Genomic DNA, 14,460 nt, shown 5'->3' with positions numbered 1-14,460 from the left:
CAACACCCACTCCTTCGAAGGCGGCCACTACATCAGCGTCGTCGGCTACCACGACAACGGCCACACCGTGACGATCGCCGACTCCGCCAACCCGAACACCGCCTCCTACCACATCAGCGTGGACAACCTCGCCGACTGGATCGCCACCCGCGGCTACAGCGCCTCCTGACCGAACCCGGTGACAGGAGGAACCACGAAGGGCCCGACCCCCACGAGGGGTCGGGCCCTTCGGCGTCCGCGGGTGCGCGGGTCAGCCGCCTGAGTCGTCCAGCTCGGCGCCGTCGGGCGGGGTGTCGTCGTCCCGGCTGGCCAGCCAGCCGTCGGGCAGGAAAACCTTGCCCGGGGAGTTGGTCCGGCCGCGCGGCTGGCCGAGGGCCTCCACCGGGAACGGCACGGCCGGATCGAGCTTGCCGAGCAGGTCGTCGAGCTGGGCCAGACTGTCGATCATCGCCAGGGAGCGGCGCAGCTCACTGCCGACCGGGAAGCCCTTGAGGTACCAGGCGACGTGCTTGCGGAAGTCGGTGCAGCCGTCCCGCTCACCCCGGGCCGGGTTGCGGGCGCCGGCCACGAACTGGTCGACCAGCAGCTCGGCGTGACGCCGCATGGTCACCGCCACCTCGCCCAGGGTCGGCAGCCGCCGCTCGGGCCGGCCGTTGAACGCGGCCTCCAGGTCGGCGAAGAGCCACGGCCGGCCCAGGCAGCCGCGCCCGATCACCACGCCGTCCACCCCGGTGTGGGCGACCATCCGCAGCGCGTCGTCGGCCTCCCAGATGTCGCCGTTGCCGAGCACCGGCACGTCGAGCGCCTGCTTCAGGGTGGCGATCGCGTCCCAGTCGGCGGTGCCCGAGTAGCGCTGCGCGGCCGTTCGCCCGTGCAGGGCGACCGCGGCGACGCCGGCGTCCTGGGCGGCGAGCCCGGCCTCGACGTACGTCAGATGGTCGTCGTCGATGCCCTTGCGCATCTTGACGGTGACCGGCACCCCGGCGGGTGACGCGGCGTCCACCGCGGCCTTGACCAGCCGGGCGAAGAGCCGGCGCCGCCACGGCAGGGCCGACCCGCCGCCGCGCCGGGTGACCTTCGGGACCGGGCAGCCGAAGTTGAGGTCGATGTGGTCGGCGAGGTCCCGCTCGACCACGATCCGCACGGCGGCGGCGGTGATCTCCGGATCGGTGCCGTAGAGCTGGAGGCTGCGCGGCTGCTCCTCCGCGCCGAAGGCGATCATGCGCAGCGTCTTCGGGTTCCGCTCGACCAGCGCCCGGGTGGTGATCATCTCGCAGACGTAGATGCCGCCGCCCTGCTCCCGGCAGAGCCGGCGGAAACCGACGTTGGTGATCCCGGCCATCGGCGCGAGCACCACCGGCGGCCACACCTGGTGCCGCCCGAGGGTCAACGAACGCAGCGCGGGCATGGTCACCGCCCAAGTGTAAGGAAGGGCCCCCGCTTAACGCTTTCTGCATAGCAGGGGCCCCCTGTTAACAGGGCGCATATCACATGCGCTGGTGCGGCGGGGGGTGTCCACAGGCGGGGCGGCGGTCCACAGGCCGGGCGGCGGCGGCAGCGGCGGCAGGCCCGCGAGGGCCAAGGTGCGGTCATGATCGAGCATCCACCCGCGCTGGAAGAGGCGACGCGGCGCCAGCAACAGTTGGCCACCCGGGCCCAGTTGCTCGCGGCCGGCTTCGACGACATGTTCCTCTACCGGCAGACCCGACGCGGCCACTGGCAACGCGTGCTCCCGGCCACGTACGCGCTGTTCAGCGGCACGCTCACCGGGGAGCAACGACGGATCTCCGCCGCCCTGTACGCGGGCCCGGACGCTCAGCTGACCGGGCTGGCCGCCCTCGGCTGGTACGGCTTCCGGTACAGCCCACGTACCGACGACGTACAGCTGATCGTGCCGCACCACGCGCGGCGCCGGTCTTCGGGGCACGCGGTGATCTCGCGGGCGCTGACCCTCGACCCGAAGGCGCGGCGGACCGAGGTCTATCCGGTCTGCTCGCCGGCGCGAGCAGTCGTGGACGCCGCGCGGGAGCTGAGGCAACTTCGTCCCGTACGCGCCATCGTCGCGGAGGCCGTCCAGCGCGGCTTCGCCGATCTCGACACCCTGGACGCGGAGATCCGGCGGGCCCGGCGCAGCCGTACCGCGCTGATCAGGAAGGCGTTCTCGGAGGTGGTCGCCGGCACCCGGTCCGCGCCGGAAGCGGAGCTGCGCGAGTGCCTGGCCGGCAGCCGGAAGTTGCCACCGATCCTGTGGAACCCGCGACTGACCGACGCCGAGGGGCGGCGCCTGCCGACACCGGACGGCTACCTCGCCGAGGCGGCGGTGGCGCTGGAGGTGGACTCGCAGGAGTTCCACTTCAGCCCGGAGGACTGGACACGCACCCTGGACCGACACAACGAGCTGAGCCGCCTCGGGGTGCTGATCCTGCACTTCACGCCCGCGCAGATACGCCGGGATCCGGTCGGCGTACGACGGCTGGTGGAGGACGCGTACACGACCCGCTGCGGCACAACCGCACCCGTCACGGTCCACGCCAACGACAGCGGGGTGTGAGAAGGGGCCCCTTCTCTACCAGAGGCGTTAAGAAGGGGCCCTTCCTTACCAGCTCAGCAGCCGGGGAGGCGCTCCAGCAGGTAGCGCTCGACCTGGTCCAGGGAGATGCGCTCCTGCGCCATGGTGTCCCGGTTCCGCACCGTCACCGCGTTGTCGTCCAGCGTGTCGAAGTCGACCGTGACGCAGAACGGCGTGCCGATCTCGTCCTGGCGGCGGTAGCGGCGACCGATCGCCTGCGAGTCGTCGAACTCGACCACCCAGCGCTTGCGCAGGTCCGCGGCGAGCTGCTTGGCCTTGGGCGAGAGCGCCTCGTTGCGGGACAACGGCAGGACGGCCACCTTGACCGGGGCGAGCCGCGGGTCGAAGCGCATGACGGTCCGCTTGTCGACGCCGCCCTTGGTGTTGGGCGCCTCGTCCTCGTCGTACGCCTCGAGCAGGAAGGCGAGCACCGCGCGGGTGAGGCCGGCGGCCGGCTCGATCACGTACGGGACCCAGCGCTCGCCCTTGGTCTGGTCGAAGTACGACAGGTCGACGCCGGAGTGCTTGCTGTGCGTGGACAGGTCGAAGTCGGTGCGGTTGGCGATGCCCTCGAGCTCGGCGAACTCGCTGCCGCCGAACTGGAACCGGTACTCGATGTCGACGGTGCGCTTCGAGTAGTGGGAGAGCTTCTCCTTCGGGTGCTCGTAGAAGCGCAGGTTGTTCTCCGACAGGCCGAGGTCGAGGTACCAGTTCCAGCGCTCCCGCAGCCAGTACTCGTGCCACTCCTCGTCGGTGCCCGGCTCGACGAAGAACTCCATCTCCATCTGCTCGAACTCGCGGGTCCGGAAGATGAAGTTGCCGGGGGTGATCTCGTTGCGGAACGACTTGCCGGTCTGCGCGATGCCGAACGGGGGCTTCTTCCGGGCGACCGTCTCCACGTTCTTGTAGTTGACGAAGATGCCCTGGGCGGTCTCCGGGCGCAGGTAGTGCAGGCCCTCGTCGCTCTCCACCGGGCCCAGAAAGGTCTTCATCAGGCCGTTGAACATCTTCGGCTCGGTGAAGGTGCCCTTGTTGCCGCAGTTCGGGCAGTTGATCTCGGCCAGCGAGGTCGGCGGACGGCCGTGCCGGGACTCGAACGCCTCCTCCAGGTGGTCGGCGCGGAACCGCTTGTGGCAGGACTGGCACTCGGTCAGCGGGTCGACGAACTCGGCCAGGTGGCCGCTGGCCGCCCAGACCTGGCGGGCCAGGATGACCGCCGAATCCAGGCCGACGACGTCGTCGCGCTGCTGGACCATGGTCTTCCACCACTGCCGGCGGACGTTCTCCTTGAGCTCCACGCCGAGCGGACCGTAGTCCCACGCCGACCGGGTGCCTCCGTAGATCTCGCTGGAGGGGAAGACGAAGCCCCGGCGCTTGGCGAGGCTGACGACGGCGTCGATACGGTCGACTGGCATGGTTCCTCCTACGCCGGCTGGCGGTCGGCGGGGGCGATGTGAGTGGCACCGGACGGTTCGGGACAACGGTACGACCACCACGGTCCCGAGCCCAGCACAATACCGGGGCGCGGTCAGCTCACCCCGCAGACCCTTACGGCGCCCGTCTGCTGGTCGGGCGAGAGGGTCACCGTCTGGGGCTCCCGCTTGCCGCCCGCCAGGCTCACGTCCACCGGCACGGTCAGCGTCTGGGCGTCGACCTTCCCGACCCGGTAGCCGGTGATCTGCGGCTCGGTGGCCACCCGCTGCTCGAACTCGGGCCGCGACTCACGCCGGCGGGCGTCGGTGCAGAGCTGGTCGTACGCCTTGGACCAGTCCTTGTCGACGAGCGCCCGGTAGTAGTTGTTGGTCACCGTCCGGCCCTGCTCCTGGATGGCCTGGACGTTGCTCACCGCCAGCCCGACGATGGCCGCGGCACCGCCGCCGCAGCAGAGCACCACGGCGAGCGCGCCGACGCCGAGGCCGAGCCAGAGCCGGGCCCGGCCGCCCTCGGTGGGCGGCGCCGCGAACGGCGGGGCGACCCCGGGGCCGGGCGGCGGCGCGGGAACGCCGGGCCCGGCCGGCGGCTCCGGTGCCGGCGGGACGCCGGGCGGCACGGGAGGCGGAGGCGGGGCGGCCGGTCCGGGAGCGGTCATACGCGCCAGGGTAGTGCCCCGGGGGTCAGCGGTAAGGACCTGCGGCCCGATCGCTGGCCATGATCACCACCTCGCCCTGCGGCGCGGCGCTGGCCAGCGTCTCGTACGCCGACGGCTCGTCGAGCGAGCGGGCCAGCAGCGGCACCGCGGTGACCTTGACGTCGAAGCCGCCCAGCGCCCGCCGGTACGCCCCGACCGACTCCCACTCGGTGACCAGGCACCAGTGCGTCGGGTCGTCCAGCGCCCGCAGCAGTTCCCCGCGCAGGTAGCCGGGGCGGGCCGCGAGGGCGGCGAGGGCGGCGTGCGCCCGCTCGGTGAAGTCCGACGCGCCGTCGGCGTCCACCACGAACCGGTTGGTGACCAGCACCGGGTTCCTCCTCGTAGAGTTTGTGGAATGCAGCGTACGCAGAGTCCCGTGCTGGCCCGGCTGGCCCGGCTCAACCCGACGGCGGTGTTCCTGGCCACGCTGGCCCTGGTGCTGGTCGCGCTCTTCGCCCCGGGCCCGGCCGGCGGGGCGCTGTTGCTGGCGCTGGCCGCGTTGCTGGTGTGGCTGATGGCCGCCACCTGGCCGGTGCAACGGCCGGCCACCCGGATGCTGCGGCTGGTCATGCTGACCCTGTTGATCGCGGTGGCGCTGGCCAAGCTGCTCTGACATGCAATCATGCGTTTTTGACAATCATTGTCAATCGCGCGGACAGTTGCTGTCATGACCAACCGCTTCCCCTTCCGCGCCGTGGCCGCCGCCACCACGGCCGTACTCGCCCTGAGCGGCGTCGCGGCCTGCTCGTCCGACGACACGGCCGGCGGTGACTCCCAGCGGGTCGACGTGGTCGCCGCGATGTACCCGCTCCAGTTCGTCGTCGAGCGGATCGGCGGCGACGCCGTCCGGGTGACGAATCTCGTCAAGCCGGGCGCCGAGCCGCACGACCTCGAGCTCAACCCGGGCCAGGTCGGGCAGATCGCGCAGGCGAAGCTGGTCGTCTACCTGAAGGGCTTCCAGCCGGCCGTGGACGAGGCCGTGGCGCAGAACGCGGCCGACCGCTCCTTCGACGTGTCGACCGTGCAGCCGCTGCTGGACGCCACCTCCGCCGCGCACGAACACGAGGGCGAGGACGCCGACGGTGAGCACGCGGAAGAGGCCGGCGGCAAGGACCCCCACATCTGGCTCGACCCGACCCGGCTGGCCGCGGTGGCCGACCAGGTGGCCGAGCAGCTCGGCAAGGTCGACCCGGCCCGGAAGGCCGACTTCACCGCCCGGGCGCAGGCGCTCCACGCCGACCTGGAGAAGCTCGACGCCGACTTCACCGCCGGGCTGAAGACCTGCCAGCGGCGGGAGATCGTCACCAGCCACGCCGCCTTCGGCTACCTGACCACCCGCTACCAGCTGACGCAGGTCGGCATCGCCGGGCTGACCCCCGACAACGATCCCTCGCCGCAGCGGCTGGCCGACGTCGCGAAGGAGGCCAGGGAGCACAAGGCCACCACGATCTTCTTCGAGACGCTGGTCAGCCCGAAGGTCGCCGACACCATCGCCCGGGAGGTGGGCGCGAAGACCGCGGTGCTCGACCCGCTCGAAGGGCTGTCGGCGGACCACGGCAACGCGGACTACCTTTCAGTGATGCGCGCCAACCTGCAGACCCTCCGGACAGCGTTGAGCTGCTCGTGACAGCACCTGTCATCACCGTCACCCACGGGGCGGTCGGGTACGACGGCCGCCCCGTGCTGCGTGACATCTCACTGACCGTGGCCGCCGGCGAGGTGGTCGCCGTCCTCGGGGCGAACGGCTCCGGCAAGTCCACGCTGATCCGTACGATTCTCGGGCTGGTCCCGCTCAGCGCCGGGTCGATCACCCTCTTCGACCGGCCGCTGCGCCGGTTCCGCCAGTGGCACCGGATCGGGTACGTCCCGCAGCGCCTCGGCGCCGGCAGCGGCGTGCCCGCCACGGTGCGCGAGGTGGTGGCGAGTGGCCGGCTCGCCCGGCGCGGGATACTACGGCCACCGGGTGCCGCCGATCGGGCCGCCGTCGCCGCCGCGCTGGCCTCCGTCGGGCTCACCGACCGGGCCGACGATCCGGTGGCCACCCTCTCCGGCGGGCAGCAGCAACGCACCCTGATCGCCCGGGCGCTGGCCGGCCAGCCGGAGCTGCTGGTGCTGGACGAGCCGACCGCCGGGGTGGACGCGGCCAGCCAGGAGGCGTTCGCGGCGGCGCTGCGCGGTTTCGTCGACGGTGGCGGGACGGTGCTGCTGGTCGCGCACGAGCTGGGGCCGCTGCGGCCGGTGATCAGCCGGGCGATCGTCATCCATCAGGGTGGGATAGCCCACGACGGCGCGGTGCCGGAGCCGGCCGGCCACCACGCGGCGCCCGATCACGACCACGTGCATCCGCACGGCCCCGACGAGCACGCCGGACTGTGGAGCTGAGCATGGAACTCTTCCAGTACCCGTACATGCAGCGTGCCCTGCTCGCGGCGCTGATCATCGGCCTGGCCGCCCCGTCGCTCGGCATCTACCTGGTACAGCGCCGGCTGACGCTGATCGGTGACGGGATCGGCCACGTGGCGCTGACGGGCGTCGGCCTGGGGCTGCTGCTGAACCGCTCCCCGGTGCTCGTCGCGGTGCTCGTGGCGGCGGCCGGCGCGGTCGCCGTCGAACTGATCCGCGCCCGCGGACGGACCTCCGGCGATCTGGCCCTCGCCCTGCTCTTCTACGGCGGGATCGCCGGCGGCGTGATGCTGGTGGGGCTCTCCAACAGCAACAGCGCAAAGCTCAACGCCTACCTGTTCGGGTCGCTGACCACCATCCCGCCCGAGGACATGATCGTCATCGTGGGGCTCGGCGTGGCGATCCTGGTGGCGATGCTCGCGCTACGCCCGGCACTCTTCGCGGTGTGCCATGACGAGGAGTACGCCCGGGTGTCCGGCCTGCCGGTGCGGACGCTGAACCTGCTGATCGCGGTCACCACGGCGGTCACCGTGACGATCGCCATGCGGGCCGTCGGGGTGCTGCTGATCAGCGCGTTGATGGTGGTCCCGGTGGCCGCGGCGCAGCAGGTCGCACGCGGGTTCCGCAGCACCATGGCGGCGGCCATGCTGATCGGCCTGCTCGCCGCCGGGTCCGGCATCTGGGTGGCCGCCAACGCCAACACCGCCCCCGGAGCGTCGGTGGTGCTGATGGCGATCGCCGCGTTCGTCGTTGTCGCGACGTTCGGCGCGGTCTGGCGCGGGCTGCGACGGCGCAGCGCACCGGCCACCACTCCCGCCTCCGAGCCGCACGAGGTGGTGCTGAACCGATCCTGACCGGGGGCTCCCCGATGGGATTGGTTACCGTTACAAGATGAGCAGCGGACCGGCCTACGACGCCTTCGAGGGCGCGGGTGAGCTGCTGCGCGCGCTCTCCGCGCCCATCCGGTTGGCGATCGTGAGCGAGCTGGCCCAGGGCGAGCGCTGCGTCCACGAGCTGGTGGACAAGCTCGGCGCCCCGCAGCCGTTGGTCTCCCAGCATCTGCGGGTGCTGCGCGGCGCGGGCGTGGTCCGCGGCTCCCGGCGCGGCCGGGAGATCGCGTACGCCCTGGTGGACGAGCACGTCGCCCACATCGTCGCGGACGCGGTCAGCCACGCCGGGGAGGGGTAGTGACGGAGGGAGCGCCGCGCAACACCCGGCAGCGGACGGCGGTGAGCGCGCTGCTGGCCGAGGTGGAGGGCTTCCACAGCGCCCAGGACCTGCACGCGATGCTGCGCCAGCGGGGCGAGCGGGTCGGGCTGACCACCGTCTACCGGACGTTGCAGGGGCTCGCCGACGCCGGCGAGATCGACGTGATGCGCCCGCCCGGCGGCGAACACCTCTACCGGCGGTGCAGCGAGGGGCACCATCACCACCTGGTCTGCCGGCGCTGCGGCCGGACCGTCGAGGTGGCCGGCCCGGCGGTGGAGCGCTGGGCGGGGCGGGTCGCCGCCGAGCACGGGTACGTCGAGGTCAGCCACACCCTGGAGATCTTCGGCACCTGCCCGGCCTGCGCCGGCTGACGATTCCGTCGGTGCGGCCGCGGCCGGGCCGTGGCACGCTGTCCGGCGTGAAGATCTACGCTGATCGTTTCCCTACCGCCCTCCGTCAGCTCCTCACCGATCTGCTCGTGGCCGTCTGGGTGTACGCGGCGATCCGCTTCGCACTCTGGCTGCACGACCTGATCGAGAAGCTGGCCGTACCCGGACAGAAGCTGGAGGGGGCCGGCGGTGGCCTCGCCGACAACCTGGCCGACGCCGGCGCCAAGGTGGGCCGCGTCCCGCTGGTCGGCGACGAGCTGACCGCCCCCTTCAGCAAGGCCGCCCAGGCCGCCCGCGCGGTCGCCGACGCTGGTCGTGACCAGCAGGAACTCGTCGGCCAGCTGGCCCTCGGGCTGAGCATCGCGGTGCTGGTCTTCCCGCTCGGGCTGGTGCTCTTCGGCTGGCTGCCGCTGCGGTTGCGCTGGATTCGCCGGGCCGGCGCCGCGAAGGCACTCGCCACCGCCCCCGCCGGCCGGGACCTGCTGGCGCTGCGCGCGCTCGCCGGGCAGCCGCTCGGGCGGCTGGCCCGGATCGCCCCCGACGTGGCCGAGGGGTGGCGGCGCGGCGACGACGCGACCGTCGACGCGCTCGCCGCACTGGAGCTGCGCAGACTCGGCCTGAAGGCCGGCGGCTAAGGTGTGGCGGTGCTGTACTTCCTGATCGTCGTCGCCGTACTGCTGCTGGTGTACGCGGGCGTCCTGGTGAGCTACGTCCGCAAGGGCCGCAAGATCCCGCCGGCCGCGTACCTGGTGCTGGCCGCGCTGAACGGGCTCATCCTGGCCGGGGTGCTGGCCTGGGCGATCGCCAGGGGCTGAGCCGGCCGCCTCCCGCCGAGCGGGGTCCAGCGGGCGGCTGGCGGCCCGCCCGCTGGCTCCCAGCCACAGATTCCTGGAGAGCGATATGCCGCTGAGTCATGTTTATGACGCAGAGGCATATCGCTCGATGCGGTTGGCACCGTCTGCGGAGCTCGACGCCAAGATCCGTCTGCCGAATTCGCCGCCCCGCGACCGGACTCACCCCACCGGCGGGATGCGGCGGCGGACGTCCTGCGCCGTGGAGGGGCCGGGCTGCCAGGGGGCCACCCAGGGCCGGTCGGCAGGCGGGGTGACCACACCCTCCTCCAGCGCGGCGTACCGGCCGGCGAGGATCCGCTTCGCGGCCGCCACGTCCACGGAGTCGGTGTTCGACCAGAGGCCGGTGAACAGCTCGTCGACGCGCAGCCAGGCCTGCCGGCAGAACAGGTCGGCCAGCTCGACGTGCTCCGGGTGCTCGGCCCGCTCGGCGGTGGCCCGTACGCAGACCGCGGACATCGCGAACAGCTCCGCGCCGATGTCCACCACCCGGCCGAGGAACGCCTGCTTGCGCTCCATCTTCCCCTGCCAGCGGGACATCGCGTAGAAGGTGGACCGGGCCAGCTTGCGGGAGGCGCGCTCGACGTGCCGCAGGTGCCCGGCGAGCGCCCCGAACTCGTGGTAGGCCCCGGGTGCCTGGCCCCGGCCGACGGCGAGGGTGGGCAGCCACTTCGCGTAGAAGACGCCGGCCCGGGCACCCGCCCGAGCCTTACGGCCCAGCCCGGCGTCCGGGTCGATGATGTCGCCGGCCACCGAGAGGTGCGCGTCGACCGCCTCCCGGGCGATCAACAGGTGCATGATCTCGGTGGAGCCCTCGAAGATCCGGTTGATCCGCAGATCACGCAGCAACTGCTCGACCGCGGCCGGTCGCTCGCCCCGGGCGGCCAGGGACTCGGCCGTCTCGTAGCCGCGGCCACCCCGGATCTGGATCAGCTCGTCGGCGATCTTCCAGGCCATCTCGCTGGCGTAGAGCTTCACCAGCGCCGCCTCGATCCGGATGTCGTTGCGGTCGTCGTCGGCGAGCAGGCAGCACAGGTCGAGCATGCTCTCCATGCCGTAGGTGGTGGCGGCGATGAACGCCAGCTTCTTGGCGACCGCCTCGTGCTCGCCGACCGGCCGGCCCCACTGGACCCGCTCGGCGGCCCACTCCCGGGCCACGTTCAGCGACCACTTGCCGGCGCCGACGCACATCGCCGGCAGCGAGAGCCGCCCGGTGTTCAGTGTGGTCAGGGCGATCTTCAGCCCCTTGCCCTCCCCGCCGATCACGTTCTCCTTCGGCACGAACACGTCGTGGAACCGGGTGAGGCTGTTCTCCAGGCCGCGCAGGCCCACGAACGCGTTGCGCCGCTCGACCGTGATCCCCTCGCTGTCGCCCTCCACCACGAAGGCGGTGATGCCGCCCCGCCGCCCCTCGGTCGCCGGCACCCGGGCCATCACCACCAGCAGGGTGGCGACCGTGCCGTTGGTGGCCCAGAGCTTCACCCCGTTGAGCCGGTAGCCGGTGCCGTCCTCGGTCGGCTCGGCGGTGGTGGCCAGCCGGGCCGGGTCGGAGCCGACGTCCGGCTCGGTGAGCAGGAACGCGGACACCTCACCGGCGGCCAGCCGGGGCAGGAAGCGCTGCTTCTGCTCGGGCGTGCCGAACATCTTCAGCGGCTGCGGCACGCCGATCGACTGGTGCGCGGAGAGCAGCGCGCTGATCGCCGGGTTGACCGAGCCGGCCCGCATCAGCGCCCGGCAGTAGTGCAGGTTGCTCAGCCCGAGCCCGCCGTACTTCCGGTCGATCTTCATGCCGAAGGCGCCCAGCCGGGCCAGCCCGTGGAACACCTCGTCCGGAATGCGCGCGTCCCGCTCGATCGCGGCACCGTCCACCTCGGAGTCCAGGTACGCCCCGAGCGCGTCGAGGAACTCCTCGGCCCGCGCGACGTCGTCGACTTTCGCGCGGGGCCACGGGTTGATCAGGTCGAGCCGGAACCGCCCGAGGAAGAGCTCCTTGCCGAAGCTGGGCCGGTCCCAGGCCGTCTCGCGGGCCGCCTCGGCGACCTGCCGGGCCTCCTTCTCGGAAACCTGCCCGGCCTCGGTGGGCAGCGGCCCCACCCCGTCGGCGGACTCGGGTCGGTTGTTCTGTGTCGTGGTCACGGCTGCCTCCTGGAGACCTCGGTCCGGCTGCGTCGACGTGCTCGACGAAAACGACGCTACCCCCGGTTGTTACCCAGGGGTAGCCTTCGGTGCACGTCCGATTTGGCGGGACCGGCGCGGTCAGTCGCCGGGCAGCACCTCGTCCTCGTCGTCGATGTCGCCGTCGCCCCAGTTGCGCCGGGAGAACGGCAGGATCAACCAGAAGGTCAGGAACCACACCGCGGCCAACCCGGTCAGCACCAGGGCCATCGGCCGGTTCAGCACGAAGTCGGTGATCAGCAGGACCGCGCTGACCATCGAGATCAGCATGAAGGCCAGCCCGCCGGTGGCCATCCGGTGGGCGTACCGGACCAACTCCGGCTTGCGGCCCTGCCGGAACAGCGCCCGATGGAAGGCGACCGGCGAGATGATCATCGCGGTGGCCGCGGCGGCGGACAGCAGCGAGACGATGTAGACGTCCTTCTGGAAGGTGGTGGTCCGGGTGAAACCGTTGCTGAAGGGCAGCGTGAGCAGGAAGGCGAAGAGGATCTGCACCCCGGTCTGCGCCACCCGCAACTCCTGGAGCAGGTCGGCGAAGTTACGCTGCCAGCGCTGCTTCTCGGTCTCCTTCGACACCCGTTACCTCCAGGACGGACGATACTGCCGGTGGCGGCCGCCCACCGGCAGCACAGCCCTTGCCCCGTCGGGCGGCGGGCGAAACCGCCTCGGATACGCGCTCAGGCGCCCCGGCGGATCCGGCCGCCGTAGTGGGCCTCCAGCTCGGCGTTGTGCTCGTCGCCACCGGTGATGTTCGCCGACAGGTAGACCGGCGGCCGCTCCCCCGCCGCCAGCAGCCGGGCCACCACCTCCGCCACGATCTGCTGGGCCAGCAGCGCGGCGGTGATCGAGGAGACCGCGCCGACCGCGCCGCCGCCGGGCAGCGGCAGAGTGGCGTCGCCGTACGGGGCGCCGTTGTCGAGCACCACGTCGGCGAAGTCGGCCAGCTTGCGCCCGGACGGGTGGCGCGAGGTCATCCGGGCCGAGTGCGCCGCCGAGGTGATCGCGATCAGCGGGTGCCCGCGTTCCTTGACGATGGACGCGAACTCCACCATCGCCCCGTTCACGCCGGAGTTGGAGGCGAGCACGAAGACGTCCTGCGGGCGGATCGGGGCCAGCTCGTAGAGGCGGTGCGCCACCTCGGGCTCGCGTTCCAGCTTCGGGCCGAGCACGTCGGCCGGCTCGCCGCCGTAGAGCACCAGATCACGCAGGGCGATCTTGTTGGTGGGGACCAGCCCACCGGCCCGGCCGGCGATCTCCATCGCCAGGGCCTCCGAGTGGCCGGTGCCGAACGCGTGCACCACCCCGTCGGCGCGCAGCGACTCGGCGACCAGGTCGGCCGCCCGGCCGACGTTGTCCCGCTGGCCGGCGGCCACCCGGCCGATCGTCTCGGTCACCACCGCCAGGTACGCCTCGGCGCTCACGCCGCCGCCTCGCTTCGCTCCGCGACGGCGCGAGGCGCCGCGCTGCTGAGCCCAATGGTTCGCTCGCTCCGCTCGCTCACGCTCATGCTTCCTCCGTCCGTCGGTTCCGGGCCAGCCAGTCCACCGCGAAGTCGACCGCCGCCCGCTGCCTCATCAACCGGCCCGTCCCGTCGCCGACCGGCCCGAGCCGGACCGCACCGGTCGCCTCCAGGTCGGCGCCGAGCCGCCCGAAGTCCCCCTCGTCCAGGACGATGTCCTCCCACCACACCCACTCGCGGCCACCGTCGCCGGTCAGCACGGCCGCGCCGCAGCGCTCGCGGGGCGGCGCCGGCTGGCGGTACTCGGCCAGGTGCAGCGAGGTGTTGCTGTCGTGGTCCACCCCCAGCAGCAGCACGTCGGCGTCCAGTTCGTACAGCCGGGCCAGCGGGGAGCCCTCGCCGAGCATGCCGGCCAGCGCGTGACCGGCGACGATCCGCTCCGCGGCCGGGCCGAGGGCGGCGAACGAGACGTGCGGGTGGTCACTGCGCCGCGCTCCCGGCGTGGTGCGAACCAGCTCGGCCAGGGCGCCCATGAACCGGCTCGGCGTGACCGCCGGGTCGAAGCCCGGCATCGCGGCCCGGATCACCGGCCACCAGTCCGCCGGCACCGGCGGGTTGGTCCAGCCCGCCGGGTCACTGTTCTCCGGGGTGTGGGTGGGTACCACGACCGTCCCGTCCGGACCGAGCACGTCACGCAGGGCGAGCAGCACCGCCTCCGGGCCACCGCAGAGGAAACCCAGCGGGCGCAGGGCCGCGTGTACCAGGACGATCCCGCCGGGGCGTACGCCCAGGGCGCGGAGCTGGGCGGCGAGCGAGGCGCGGGTGTGCGGCCGGGCCGGTCCGGTGGTCGCGGTCATCGGACGACCCGGGCGAGGATCGCCTCGGCCAGCGGGGCGGGTGCCTCGTCGGGGATCCAGTGGGTGATGCCGGGCAGCTCGACGAAGCGGTAGTCGCCGGTGACGTGGGCGGCGCACGCCTCGGCGGCGGTCCGGCCGATCGCGGCGTCCCGGTCGCTCCAGACGAAGGTGGTCGGCACGCCCACCGGCCCGACGGCCTTCAGGTCGGCCCCCGACATGGCCCGGTACCAGTTCAGCGCGGCGGTCAGCGCGGCCGGTTCGCGCATCGGGTCGGCGTACCGGGCCACCCGCGCGGGGTCGCCCACCCCGCCGAGCATCCTCCGCAGCGCGGCCGCGCGCAGCGCGAGCAACACCTTTTCCGCCTTGCCGGGCTTGCGGAACAGTCCGATGTAGGCGGAGCGGGCCTGTTGCCGCCGGTCG

General features: G+C 72.5%; 18 protein-coding genes and 1 pseudogene. 10 read left to right on the top strand and 9 right to left on the bottom strand.

The annotated features are described in order from the left end of the window. Positions 1-169, top strand: a pseudogene (locus ABZ570_RS31390) (phytochelatin synthase); the annotation flags it as partial. 81 nt (positions 170-250) lie between these two features. Here the strand turns inward: ABZ570_RS31390 and dusB are convergent. Next, complete coding sequence (gene dusB / locus ABZ570_RS31385; RefSeq protein ID WP_358071380.1) at positions 251-1,408, bottom strand: tRNA dihydrouridine synthase DusB; 1,158 nt, start codon at positions 1,406-1,408, stop codon at positions 251-253. A 183-nt stretch (positions 1,409-1,591) separates the two neighbouring features. On the opposite strand from dusB, the gene ABZ570_RS31380 reads away from it, so the two are divergent. Continuing rightward, entirely contained in the window at positions 1,592-2,551 is a 960-nt protein-coding gene (locus tag ABZ570_RS31380; protein WP_358071378.1) for a hypothetical protein, read from the top strand. Between the two features lie 53 nt (positions 2,552-2,604). On the opposite strand, the gene ABZ570_RS31375 is transcribed toward ABZ570_RS31380, so the two are convergent. The 3 genes from ABZ570_RS31375 to ABZ570_RS31365 all read right to left on the bottom strand — a co-directional run bounded on the left by ABZ570_RS31375 (position 2,605) and on the right by ABZ570_RS31365 (position 5,025). Beyond that, a complete protein-coding gene (locus ABZ570_RS31375; protein WP_358071376.1) occupies positions 2,605-3,984 on the bottom strand; it encodes a glycine--tRNA ligase in 1,380 nt (459 codons plus the stop codon). Positions 3,985-4,097: 113 nt separating this feature from the next. Then, positions 4,098-4,658 carry a hypothetical protein gene (locus tag ABZ570_RS31370; protein ID WP_358071374.1) on the bottom strand — a complete coding sequence of 187 codons (561 nt, stop codon included), beginning with the start codon at positions 4,656-4,658 and terminating at the stop codon, positions 4,098-4,100. Between the two features lie 25 nt (positions 4,659-4,683). Beyond that, the gene (locus ABZ570_RS31365) at positions 4,684-5,025 is read right to left on the bottom strand and encodes an antibiotic biosynthesis monooxygenase family protein (protein WP_358071372.1); all 342 of its coding nucleotides are present in this window, start codon (positions 5,023-5,025) and stop codon (positions 4,684-4,686) included. Positions 5,026-5,052: 27 nt separating this feature from the next. Between ABZ570_RS31365 and ABZ570_RS31360 the strand changes: the two genes are divergently transcribed. The 8 genes from ABZ570_RS31360 to ABZ570_RS31325 are packed head-to-tail and all read left to right on the top strand — an operon-like array spanning position 5,053 to position 9,513. Beyond that, positions 5,053-5,310, top strand: a complete 258-nt coding sequence (locus tag ABZ570_RS31360) for a DUF6703 family protein (protein ID WP_358071370.1) — start codon at positions 5,053-5,055, stop codon at positions 5,308-5,310. Between the two features lie 54 nt (positions 5,311-5,364). Continuing rightward, complete coding sequence (locus tag ABZ570_RS31355) at positions 5,365-6,324, top strand: metal ABC transporter substrate-binding protein (protein WP_358071368.1); 960 nt, start codon at positions 5,365-5,367, stop codon at positions 6,322-6,324. Next, on the top strand, positions 6,321-7,079 hold the full coding sequence (locus ABZ570_RS31350) for a metal ABC transporter ATP-binding protein (protein ID WP_358071366.1): 759 nt from the start codon (positions 6,321-6,323) through the stop codon (positions 7,077-7,079). Before ABZ570_RS31355 ends, ABZ570_RS31350 begins: the two co-directional genes overlap by 4 nt. A 2-nt stretch (positions 7,080-7,081) precedes the next feature. Next, entirely contained in the window at positions 7,082-7,954 is an 873-nt protein-coding gene (locus ABZ570_RS31345) for a metal ABC transporter permease (RefSeq protein WP_358071364.1), read from the top strand. 37 nt (positions 7,955-7,991) lie between these two features. After that, positions 7,992-8,288, top strand: coding sequence for a metalloregulator ArsR/SmtB family transcription factor (locus tag ABZ570_RS31340; RefSeq protein WP_358071362.1), 297 nt, complete (start codon positions 7,992-7,994; stop codon positions 8,286-8,288). Beyond that, positions 8,288-8,680, top strand: coding sequence for a transcriptional repressor (locus ABZ570_RS31335; protein ID WP_358071360.1), 393 nt, complete (start codon positions 8,288-8,290; stop codon positions 8,678-8,680). The genes ABZ570_RS31340 and ABZ570_RS31335 overlap by 1 nt, the downstream gene beginning before the upstream one ends. Positions 8,681-8,727: 47 nt before the next feature. Continuing rightward, positions 8,728-9,333, top strand: coding sequence for a hypothetical protein (locus ABZ570_RS31330; protein ID WP_358071358.1), 606 nt, complete (start codon positions 8,728-8,730; stop codon positions 9,331-9,333). A 9-nt stretch (positions 9,334-9,342) separates the two neighbouring features. Then, positions 9,343-9,513, top strand: coding sequence for a hypothetical protein (locus tag ABZ570_RS31325; protein WP_358071356.1), 171 nt, complete (start codon positions 9,343-9,345; stop codon positions 9,511-9,513). A gap of 198 nt (positions 9,514-9,711) precedes the next feature. Here ABZ570_RS31325 and ABZ570_RS31320 read toward each other — a convergent pair whose 3' ends face one another. The 5 genes from ABZ570_RS31320 to ABZ570_RS31300 all read right to left on the bottom strand — a co-directional run. Beyond that, a complete protein-coding gene (locus ABZ570_RS31320; protein WP_358071354.1) occupies positions 9,712-11,685 on the bottom strand; it encodes an acyl-CoA dehydrogenase family protein in 1,974 nt (657 codons plus the stop codon). Between the two features lie 120 nt (positions 11,686-11,805). Further along, complete coding sequence (locus tag ABZ570_RS31315) at positions 11,806-12,300, bottom strand: DUF6328 family protein (protein ID WP_358071352.1); 495 nt, start codon at positions 12,298-12,300, stop codon at positions 11,806-11,808. A gap of 101 nt (positions 12,301-12,401) precedes the next feature. Then, entirely contained in the window at positions 12,402-13,145 is a 744-nt protein-coding gene (locus ABZ570_RS31310; protein ID WP_358071350.1) for an SIS domain-containing protein, read from the bottom strand. An 82-nt stretch (positions 13,146-13,227) separates the two neighbouring features. Next, on the bottom strand, positions 13,228-14,040 hold the full coding sequence (locus ABZ570_RS31305) for an AAC(3) family N-acetyltransferase (RefSeq protein ID WP_358071348.1): 813 nt from the start codon (positions 14,038-14,040) through the stop codon (positions 13,228-13,230). Next, positions 14,037-14,460 (bottom strand): alpha/beta hydrolase (locus ABZ570_RS31300; protein WP_358071346.1); only part of this gene is annotated, 424 nt, incomplete at its 5' end. The genes ABZ570_RS31300 and ABZ570_RS31305, both read right to left, overlap by 4 nt.

This window comes from Micromonospora sp. NPDC007271 (assembly GCF_040634005.1).
In the GTDB taxonomy this organism is placed as follows: domain Bacteria; phylum Actinomycetota; class Actinomycetes; order Mycobacteriales; family Micromonosporaceae; genus Micromonospora.
The sequence above is the reverse complement of the archived record's forward strand: the minus strand, read 5'-3'. Positions and strand labels throughout refer to the sequence as shown.

Bases quoted from the DNA above. Each gene is read 5' to 3' on its own strand.
- dusB (WP_358071380.1), bottom strand. From the start codon at position 1,408: ATGCCCGCGCTGCGTTCGTTGACCCTCGGGCGGCACCAGGTGTGGCCG.
- ABZ570_RS31380 (WP_358071378.1), top strand. From the start codon at position 1,592: ATGATCGAGCATCCACCCGCGCTGGAAGAGGCGACGCGGCGCCAGCAA.
- ABZ570_RS31375 (WP_358071376.1), bottom strand. From the start codon at position 3,984: ATGCCAGTCGACCGTATCGACGCCGTCGTCAGCCTCGCCAAGCGCCGG.
- ABZ570_RS31370 (WP_358071374.1), bottom strand. From the start codon at position 4,658: ATGACCGCTCCCGGACCGGCCGCCCCGCCTCCGCCTCCCGTGCCGCCC.
- ABZ570_RS31360 (WP_358071370.1), top strand. From the start codon at position 5,053: ATGCAGCGTACGCAGAGTCCCGTGCTGGCCCGGCTGGCCCGGCTCAAC.
- ABZ570_RS31355 (WP_358071368.1), top strand. From the start codon at position 5,365: ATGACCAACCGCTTCCCCTTCCGCGCCGTGGCCGCCGCCACCACGGCC.
- ABZ570_RS31345 (WP_358071364.1), top strand. From the start codon at position 7,082: ATGGAACTCTTCCAGTACCCGTACATGCAGCGTGCCCTGCTCGCGGCG.
- ABZ570_RS31340 (WP_358071362.1), top strand. From the start codon at position 7,992: ATGAGCAGCGGACCGGCCTACGACGCCTTCGAGGGCGCGGGTGAGCTG.
- ABZ570_RS31305 (WP_358071348.1), bottom strand. From the start codon at position 14,040: ATGACCGCGACCACCGGACCGGCCCGGCCGCACACCCGCGCCTCGCTC.